The organism is Nonomuraea sp. NPDC049141 (genome assembly GCF_040648415.1).
Taxonomy (GTDB): Bacteria; Actinomycetota; Actinomycetes; order Streptosporangiales; family Streptosporangiaceae; genus Nonomuraea.
The window spans coordinates 1-8,773 of the sequence record NZ_JBEZDR010000059.1 but is presented as its reverse complement, the minus strand read 5'-3'; the positions used below and the strand labels follow the sequence as shown (position 1 = coordinate 8,773).

Here is an 8,773-nt window from a genome sequence, read left to right as displayed (position 1 = left end):
CGTCGTCGGCGCCGGCCGACGGCTCCTCGGGTGCGGGCGGGCGGGGCGCGGAGAGGGCGGACGCGCGGGCGGCCGGAGTGGAGACGTCGGCGGAGGTCGCCATGCCCCGGTCCCGGGCGGCGGCGCCGCCGACGATCGGGCTCGCCTCGACGATGTCCTGGTCGGTGGCGTCCGCGATGATCACGGTGATGTTGTCCGGGCCGCCGCCGCGCAGGGCGAGCTGCACCAGCCGCTCGACGCACTGCTGCGGGTCGGCGTACTCGCGCATCGTCTCGCCGATGGTGTCGGCGCTGACCACACCCGAGAGGCCGTCGCTGCAGATCAGGTAGCGGTCGCCGGGGAGCACCTGGCGGACGCTGTATTCCGGGTCGATGTCGCGGCCGTCGAGCGCGCGGGTGAGCAGCGACCGCTGCGGGTGGCTGCTCGCCTCCTCGGCGCTGATCCGGCCCTCGTCGACGAGCATCTGGACGTACGTGTCGTCCTTGGTGATCTGCGCGAACTCGCCGTTGCGCAGGAGATAGGCCCGCGAGTCACCGATGTGGACCATGCCCAGCTTGCTGCCGGAGAAGAGGGTCGCGGTGAGCGTGGTGCCCATCCCCTCCAACTGGGGGTTGGCGTCCACGGTGTCGCGGAGCTGCTGGTTGGCGGTGCCCACGGCCGAACGCAACGCGTCGACGAGAGCGTCACCTGGGACGTCCTCGTCGAGCGGCGCCATGGCACCGATGACGATGTTGCTGGCGACGTCACCGGCGGCCATGCCGCCCATGCCGTCGGCGACGGCGAGTAGCCGCGGCCCGGCGTAGACGGAATCCTGATTACCGTCTCGGATCAGACCGCGGTCGCTGTGGGCCGCATAGCGCAGGGTCAGAGTCATGGCCGTAATTCGAGAGAAGTGCGGCCGATCCGGATCGGCACGCCGAGGGGGACGGGGGTTGGTCCGGTGACCTTAGCGCGATCCAGGTAGGTGCCGTTAGTCGAGCCGAGGTCCTCGACGAACCACTGGCCGTCGCGGGGCACCAGACGGGCGTGCCGTGCCGAGGCGTAGTCGTCGGTGATGACGAGGGTCGAATCCTCGGCCCGGCCGATGGTGATCTGGGCTTCGCCGAGGGTGATCCGGGTCCCGGCCAGCTGACCGGCGGTCACCACGAGCTGGTGCGCCGCCCTGCCCCGCTTCGCCTTCGCCGGCTTCGACGCCTGCCCGAGCGTGGCGCCGACCGCCCGGGGGGCGGCCACCAGCCGGCCCGACCGGGCGCCCGCGAAGAGGTCCCGGCGGATCACGCCGACCACTGTGAACACGAAGATCCACAGCAGGATGAGGAACCCGAACCGGGCGACGGTGATGACGAGTTCCGGCAACGCGGGTCAGCCGTCCACGCGGAAGGTCAGCGTCGTGGTGCCCAGCTGGATCATGTCGCCGGGGTTGAGCGCGACGGCGGAGACCCGCTGGCCGTTGACCATGGTGCCGTTGGTCGACCCGAGGTCGGTCAGCACGACCTGACCGCCGTCGAAGTCCAGCCGGGCGTGTCGCCGCGAGATCCCGACGTCGGGCAGGCGCAGGTTGGCCTGGTCGCCACGGCCGATCACGGTCGAGCCCATCTGGAGGGGATAGGTGCGCCCGTCGCCGGAGACCAGCCGCACGTTGCGGCCGCCGCCATGGCCGGGCGGGGGACCGTAGCCACCCCCCTGGTCGTACGCGGGGTAGGCGGGCTGGCCCGAGTCGTAGCCGGGTGCCGAGACCGGGGCGACCTCGCCGCCGGTGTAGACCTCGGCGGTGACCCGGAACATGCCGGTGTCCAGCCCCTCGCCGCGCTCGATCTCGACGATCACGTCGCCGTAGACCGTCCAGGCCTGCTCGCCGATGAACTCCGCCTGCGACTGGGCCAGCTCCTGGGCCAGCGCGGCGGCGTACGGCGCCAGACGACTGTGGTCGTAGGGCGAGAGATCGATCACGTAGCGGTTGGGCACCAACGTGCGCCCACCGGCCAGGATCGCCTTGTGCGCCTCGGCCTCCCGCTGCATGGCGTTGAGGATCTCCACGGGGTGGACCACCCCTTTGAAGACCTTGGCGAAGGCCCCCTCGACCAGGCCTTCCAGACGCTTCTCGAAGCGTTGCAGCACGCTCACCGGCTCCTCCTCGGGTCCCGAGGACATGATGGTATCCGGCCGGCGCGCGCGCAGCTCACACGCCGCTCGGCCGTCTGACGGCGGCCCGTTCGGACGGGCCGATACTGCCGTGCTACTCTTTCGTCCGCCACGAACGGTAACCGCTCCTCGGACGGTAACCAATCGTCGCAACGATCACGGACCGGGTAGGATGTCCGGGCCCGCTGGAGACAGCAGGACCGGCACAGACTACAGTGTTCGAGGTCAAGCCACGGGGAAGTGGCGGAATGGCAGACGCGCACGGTTCAGGTCCGTGTGCCCGAAAGGGCGTGGGGGTTCAACTCCCCCCTTCCCCACCAATACGCGAGGGCTCCGCAGCGATGCGGGGCCCTTGCGCCGTATCGGGGCGTGCCGTACGTCACGCTATGCTCCGATGGTTTCTGCCTCCGACGGACCAGGAGTGTCGTGTGAGTGTCGCGTTCGTGACCGGGTCGGGCGGTCTGATCGGCTCCGAGGCGGTCCGGCACTTCGCCGGCCTCGGTCTCGAGGTCGTCGGCATCGACAACGACATGCGGCAGGAGTTCTTCGGCGAGGAGGCGTCCACCGCGTGGAACGTCCGCCGGCTGACCGACGAGCTGGGGTCCGCGTACTCGCACCACAGCATCGACATCCGGGACCGGGCCGCGCTGGCCAAGCTCTTCCAGCGGTACGGCACCGACGTCGCCGTGGTGATCCACACCGCCGCCCAGCCGTCGCACGACTGGGCGGTGCGCGACCCGTTCACCGACTTCGACGTGAACGCCGCCGGCACGCTCAACGTCCTGCAGAACGTGCGCGAGCACTGCATCGAGGCGCCGGTCATCCACTGCTCGACGAACAAGGTCTACGGCGACCGGCCGAACAGCCTGCCGCTGGTGGAGCTGGAGTCGCGCTGGGAGATCGAGCCGGGGCACCCGTACGAGCAGGGCATCCGTGAGGACATGTCCATCGACGCCTGCCTGCACTCGATCTTCGGCGCCTCGAAGGTGGCGGCCGACGTCATGGTGCAGGAGTACGGCCGCTACTTCGACATGCGTACGGCCTGCTTCCGGGGCGGGACGCTGACCGGCCCGGCGCACTCCGCGACGGAACTGCACGGCTTCCTCGGCTACGTGATGCGCGCCAACATGGAGCGCCGGACGTACAAGATCTTCGGCTACCAGGGCAAGCAGGTCCGCGACGCGATCCACAGCTCGGACGTGGTCTCCGCGTTCGAGGCGTTCTTCCGTAACCCGCGCCCGGCGGCGGTCTACAACCTCGGCGGCGGGCGGCACTCGAACACCTCCAACCGCGAGGCGTTCGCGCTCGCCGAGCAGATAACCGGCCAGGAGATGGTCACCGAGTACGTCGAGGCCAACCGGATCGGCGACCACAAGTGGTGGATCGGCTCGAACGAGGCCTTCCAGGCCGACTACCCCGAGTGGAAGCAGATCTACGACGTGCCCATGATCATGCGGGAGATCTACGAGGCCAACGTGGACAAGTGGGTGCCGGGGGCATGACCGCCAAGGGCAAGCGGAACGTCCTCGGGGTCCTGGTCGACGCCACCGACTACGCCGCGGCGACCGAGCAGGTGGTGGCCGCCGCGCAGGAGCGCCGCCCGCTGGCGCTGACGGCGCTGGCCGTGCACGGCGTGATGACCGGGGTGCTCGACCCGGCGCACAACGCCCGGCTGAACTCCTTCGACGTGGTCACCCCCGACGGCCAGCCGGTGCGCTGGGCGCTCAACCTGCTGCACGGCGCGGGGCTCACCGACCGGGTCTACGGCCCCACCCTGACCCTGCACGTGCTCTCCCGGTTCGCCGACGAGGGCCTGCCGGTCTACCTCTACGGGTCGACCGAGGAGACCCTGGCCAGGCTGATCCCGGCGCTGGAGCGGATGTTCCCGGCTCTGAAGATCGCCGGCGTCGAGCCGTCCAAGTTCCGGGCGGTGCAGCCGGGCGAGGACGTGGAGATCGCCGACCGGATCAGGTCCAGCGGGGCCCGGCTCGTGCTGGTCGGCCTGGGCTGCCCGCGCCAGGAGGTCTTCACGTACGCCATGCGGCCGCTGCTGGACATGCCGCTGATGGCGGTCGGGGCGGCCTTCGACTACCACGCCGGACTGCTGCGCCAGCCCCCGCCGTGGATGCAGCGGGCCGGCCTGGAGTGGTTCTGGCGCCTCGGCCTGGAGCCCAAGCGGCTGTGGCGACGCTACGTGATCCTCAACCCGGCCTACCTGACCCGGCTCGCCGGGCAGAAGACGGGGCTGTGGAAGGCGCGGCCGCCGGCCCCGGCCACGGATCGGCCGGCGACCTTCTCCGTCTGAGTCTGCGGCGGCGGAAGCAGAGTCCGGTCCGGCTTCACCCTGCCCGGCCGGCCCTCGGCGGCTGTGCATGGAGCATGCGCCAAAAGGGCAGGTGGTGGGCCTGGAGTTCCGGGTCCACCACCTGCCCTCACACGAATGCCGGATCAGTCGTGCGGCAACCGCAGCACGACTCGGCGGCGCCGGAACAGCACGATCAGCACCGCACCGAGCGCGAGCACCGCAGCGCCCGCGCCCGCGAGGAAGCCGGCCGGTACGCCGGTGACCGGCAGACCGCCGCCGGAACCGCCACCGTCGGTGGTGATGACGATGCGGGCGGTGTTGTTCGGCGGATTGGACTCGGCGGACGCGCCGACACTGCGGGCGTGGACCGTGCCGTCGGTGCCCGGCTCTGACTTGATCTTCAATTGGACGGTCGCCGTGATCCTGCCGTAGCCGGAGGCAACGGTCGGGAACTCGCTCTCGAAGTTGCAGCGCAGCTTCGTCGATTCCGGCAGCGACTCGTATTCGGTGCCGTCGGTGTAGCACCACTCGGCGGGGAGCAGCACCGTACCGGTCGGCGCGGTGATGACCACTGACGGGCCGCCACCGTCGGACGGGCCGTTGTTCACGACCTCGTACGTGAGGTCGACGGTCTGCCCGACGGCACCCTTGACGGCCGGGGCGGTGACGGCCACGTCAAGCGTGTTCCCCTTGCTCCAGAACGCGAAGTCCGCCTGGTTGTCCGACTCGTCGAGTTCTCGTCGCGTGTCGACGTCGCCCTTCGCGACCTTCGCCTGCTGCTTGCGTACGGCCGCTGCGAACGACGGACCGGTACCTTCGGCACGGGCGGTCTTCTTCGCCCCTCGTGCCTCCCCGGCAAGGGCCACGTCGAAGAAGCCGTAGTACTCGAGCGGACCCGCCAGGTTACGGCCGAAGGTGACGTTGAACAGCGACTTTCCTGTCGCGTCGTCGAACAGCCACAGGGCGTCTCCGGGTGCCAGGGTCAGTGGCACGACGCAGCTGACCTCGCCCGGTCCGTAGACGTAGGGCCGCCCGGTGTCCTTCGGGTAGTAGTCCGTGTAGGTGCAGTCGCTGTACCGCTCGACGAACGTGGCGCCGGTGGGGACGACGACTCTGACGGTGAAGTCGCTCGCGGCCGTGTCGCCTTCGTTCGTGACGCGCGTGTACAGCGGGACGACATCGCCGGGGCCGACCAGGTCGTCCTTGCTGTTCAGGTTCCGCGCCGCGGCGACCAGGTCGGGGCCGGACGGACTCACCGTGACCGGGAACGAGGTGGTGTTGTCGCCCGGGGAAATGTCGTCTTCCGCGCCGGCGATGGTGACGGTGACCGATCCCGCGTCGCCAGGAACGGCACCCTGGCGGCTGGCCAGCGACAGCGGGCTCACGGTCGTGACCTGGCCGGCCTGAAGGACACCGATGGCACAAGTGACCTTGGCATCGGCAAGCTTGCAGGAATCGGTCCACTCCGGCACCGAGACGGTGACCGAGTCGGCGACCTTGCTCAGGTCCAGCGTCACGGTCACCGCGGTGGCGGTGGCACCGCCGTAGTTGTAGACGTACATGCCGACGGTGGTGCCGTTGTTGTCGATTTCGGCAACCGGGTCGCGGTCGAACGAGACAGACAGGTCGGGCAGCGGATCCGCGGCATGGGCGGCCGTCGGGGCACCAATCATCGCGACGGTTGCCAGTACGGCCGCCCCTGCCGCGACGCGAGACCATACCCGGGGCTCATGTGTCATTTTTTCTCCGGTCAATTGACATAGATGCCGCACTTTATCCTGCAACCTGAGGCAGAACACCTGACCGATCGTCCTAAGATCATCACAAGCGGGCATGGCGCGACAGTGCGGGCCCCGGCCAGGTCGTCGGCCAAGGCCCGCAGGCGTCAGGAAGGCCCCTTCCCTACGCCCGCGTGGATGCGTTGGGAAGGGGCCTTCCTCGTCACTCTGTCAGAGGGTGAGCGTCCAGGTGTTCAGGTACCCGGTGTCGCCCGAGTAGACGTCGCGCACCCGCAGCTGCCAGGTGCCGTTCGCCGCCTCGCTCGACAGGTTCGCCGTGTAGGTGGTGTTGATGTTGTCCGCGCCGTCCCAGAAGCTGCTGTTCTTCAGCCGGTAGGACGAGCCGTCCGGGGCGACCAGGTCGATGACGAGGTCACCGCGGTAGGTGTGCACGATGTTCACCGCGACGGTGGAGGCCGACGAGGCGTTGCGGGCGCAGCCGGAGATCACGATCGAGCTGCTGGCCGTGGCACCCGTGTCCGGGATCGCGACGTCGGTGCCGTTGGTGCCGGAGCAGCCGCCGCCACCGGTGCCGGTGACCGTCAGCGAGTAGGTCGCGGTCCTGCTGCCGGAGGCCGCGGTGCCCGTCACGGTCACGGAGTAGGTGCCGGGCGGGGTGCTCGCCGAGGTGCTGATGGTCAGCGTCGAGGAACCGCCCGAGGTGACGGTGGCCGGGCTGAACGAGGCGGTGGCCCCGGACGGCAGGCCGCTGGCGGACAGGCTCACCGACTGGGCGGAGCCGTTGGTGGTGGCGGTGGCGACCGTGGCGGTCACCGAGCCGCCCGGCGCGGTCGAGCCCGAGGTCGGCGAGACCGAGACGGAGAAGTCGTTGGTCGGCGGGGTGTCGCCGTTGACGACGTAGAGCAGCTTGTTGGGCGAGCCGGTGCCCGGGTTGGTCACCACGTTGCTGGTGGCGTTGTTGACCAGGTAGTCGCGGACCTGCTGCGGCGTCCAGGCCGGGTTGGCGCTGGCCACCAGGGCCGCCGCGCCCACCACGTGCGGGGTCGCCATCGAGGTGCCGCTGATCGTGTTGGTCGAGGTGTCGCTCGTGTGCCACGCCGAGGTGATCGACGAGCCCGGCGCGAAGATGTCCAGGCAGGTGCCGATGTTGGAGAACGACGACCGGGCGTCCGTGTTGGTCGTCGACCCGACGGTGATGCCCTCGGCGGTGCGGGCGGGCGAGGTGTTGCAGGCGTTGCCGCCGGAGTCGTTGCCGGCCGCCAGGCCGTAGCTCACGCCGGAGTTGATGGAGTTGCGTACGGCGGTGTCGAGCGTGGTGTTCGCGCCGCCGCCGAGGCTCATGTTGGCCACGGCCGGCTTGGCCGCGTTGGCGGTCACCCAGTCGACACCGGCGATGACGCCGGCGTTCGTGCCGCTGCCCTGGCAGTTCAGCACCCGTACGCCGACCAGCTGGACGCCCTTGGCGACGCCGTACGCCGAGCCGCCGACGGTGCCGGCGACGTGCGTGCCGTGCCCGTTGCAGTCGTCGGCCGAACCGCCGTCGACGGCGTCGTAGCCGGAGACCGCCCGGCCACCGAAGTCGCTGTGGCTGAACCGGATGCCGGTGTCGATGATGTAGGCGTGCACGTTGCTCGCCGTGTTCGGGTACGTGTAGGAGCTGTTCAGCGGCAGCGCGCGCTGGTCGATCCGGTCGAGGCCCCAGGAGGGCGGGTTGGTCTGGGTGCCGCTGATGGAGACCGTGTGGTTCTGCTCGACGTACGCCACGGCGGGGTCCGCGGCGATGCGGGCGGCGGCCTTCGCGCCGACCCGGACCTCGAAGCCGCGCAACGCGGCGGCGTAGGTGCGGGCGACGGAGCCGCCGTGCCGGCCGACCAGCCGCTGCGCGGAGTCATCGACCCCACCGCGGGCGACCGAGCTGTCCTTGAAGACGACGATGTAGCTGTCGGCCACGGCGGTGGCACCGCCCGCGGCGCGGATCGTGCCCACCGGTTCGGCGGCCATGGCCGGCGTGGCGGTGGCCACCATGGCCAGCGTGGCCACCCCGACGAGTACGGACCTGCGTGGAAGACCCATCTTCTACTCCCTCCGACCGGCACCGACCGTCCAACTGTTCGTGACGAGTGAATCGATGAATGCCGATCAAGCTGAGGGTAGGTGGGGGTAAACCGGAATTCAAACATGTCGACTTACCCATAACATCGAGAAGATGGCCCCTAGGGGAGGCGGCTGCGGGACGAACCGGGGACCTGCCCGGATTCATGACCGTCGAAAACGGGCAAGGCTGTGGGTCATGGAGAGTCACCTCGCCGTGCTGCTGTCGCTGACCGCCGTCTGGCTCGCCGCCGGATGGCTCGCGGACGGGCTGCCCCGGCTGGACCACGCCCGCACCCTGCGACGGCGCACCGGATGGGTGCTCGCCCTGACGCTGACCGGCCTGGGGCTGACGGCCGCCGTGCTGGTCGCGGGGCTCTCCAGCGCCGGCGCGACCGCCGCCGACCGGGCGGCCGCCGGGCTCACCCTCGCCGCGCTCCCCGCGCTCGTGGTCGCCGCCTGCACGGTGCGCCGGGTACGCCGGCTCCGGGCGGGT

The 8,773-nt window shown here is 70.2% G+C and carries 8 protein-coding genes and 1 tRNA gene; 4 read left to right on the top strand and 5 right to left on the bottom strand.

Annotation, left to right across the window (positions count from 1 at the left end; translation table 11 throughout):
* The 3 genes from AB0B91_RS63730 to AB0B91_RS63720 form a co-directional block, all read right to left on the bottom strand.
* The coding region (locus tag AB0B91_RS63730; RefSeq protein ID WP_358342722.1) for a PP2C family serine/threonine-protein phosphatase at positions 1–874 on the bottom strand (874 nt) is incomplete at its 3' end.
* Positions 871–1,356 carry an FHA domain-containing protein gene (locus AB0B91_RS63725; RefSeq protein WP_089002732.1) on the bottom strand — a complete coding sequence of 162 codons (486 nt, stop codon included), beginning with the start codon at positions 1,354–1,356 and terminating at the stop codon, positions 871–873. The genes AB0B91_RS63730 and AB0B91_RS63725, both read right to left, overlap by 4 nt.
* Positions 1,357–1,362: 6 nt before the next feature.
* Positions 1,363–2,151, bottom strand: coding sequence for a DUF3662 and FHA domain-containing protein (locus AB0B91_RS63720; protein ID WP_089002733.1), 789 nt, complete (start codon positions 2,149–2,151; stop codon positions 1,363–1,365).
* A gap of 225 nt (positions 2,152–2,376) precedes the next feature.
* Here AB0B91_RS63720 and AB0B91_RS63715 point away from each other — a divergent pair.
* From AB0B91_RS63715 to AB0B91_RS63705, 3 genes are all read left to right on the top strand, one after another.
* Positions 2,377–2,462 (top strand) — tRNA-Leu (locus AB0B91_RS63715).
* A 108-nt stretch (positions 2,463–2,570) separates the two neighbouring features.
* Positions 2,571–3,644: an NAD-dependent epimerase/dehydratase family protein gene (locus AB0B91_RS63710; RefSeq protein WP_089002734.1), complete on the top strand. Its 1,074-nt coding sequence runs from the start codon at positions 2,571–2,573 to the stop codon at positions 3,642–3,644.
* Entirely contained in the window at positions 3,641–4,447 is an 807-nt protein-coding gene (locus AB0B91_RS63705; RefSeq protein WP_089003783.1) for a WecB/TagA/CpsF family glycosyltransferase, read from the top strand. Before AB0B91_RS63710 ends, AB0B91_RS63705 begins: the two co-directional genes overlap by 4 nt.
* A gap of 143 nt (positions 4,448–4,590) precedes the next feature.
* Here AB0B91_RS63705 and AB0B91_RS63700 read toward each other — a convergent pair whose 3' ends face one another.
* Both AB0B91_RS63700 and AB0B91_RS63695 read right to left on the bottom strand, forming a co-directional pair.
* The gene (locus AB0B91_RS63700; protein WP_089002735.1) at positions 4,591–6,186 is read right to left on the bottom strand and encodes a DUF11 domain-containing protein; all 1,596 of its coding nucleotides are present in this window, start codon (positions 6,184–6,186) and stop codon (positions 4,591–4,593) included.
* Between the two features lie 210 nt (positions 6,187–6,396).
* Positions 6,397–8,259 (bottom strand): S8 family serine peptidase, encoded by a 1,863-nt coding sequence (locus AB0B91_RS63695; protein WP_089002736.1) that lies wholly within the window; start codon positions 8,257–8,259, stop codon positions 6,397–6,399.
* A gap of 217 nt (positions 8,260–8,476) precedes the next feature.
* Here AB0B91_RS63695 and AB0B91_RS63690 point away from each other — a divergent pair.
* Positions 8,477–8,773, top strand: a 297-nt coding sequence (locus AB0B91_RS63690) for a hypothetical protein (protein ID WP_358342718.1), incomplete at its 3' end; no start/stop codon positions are given.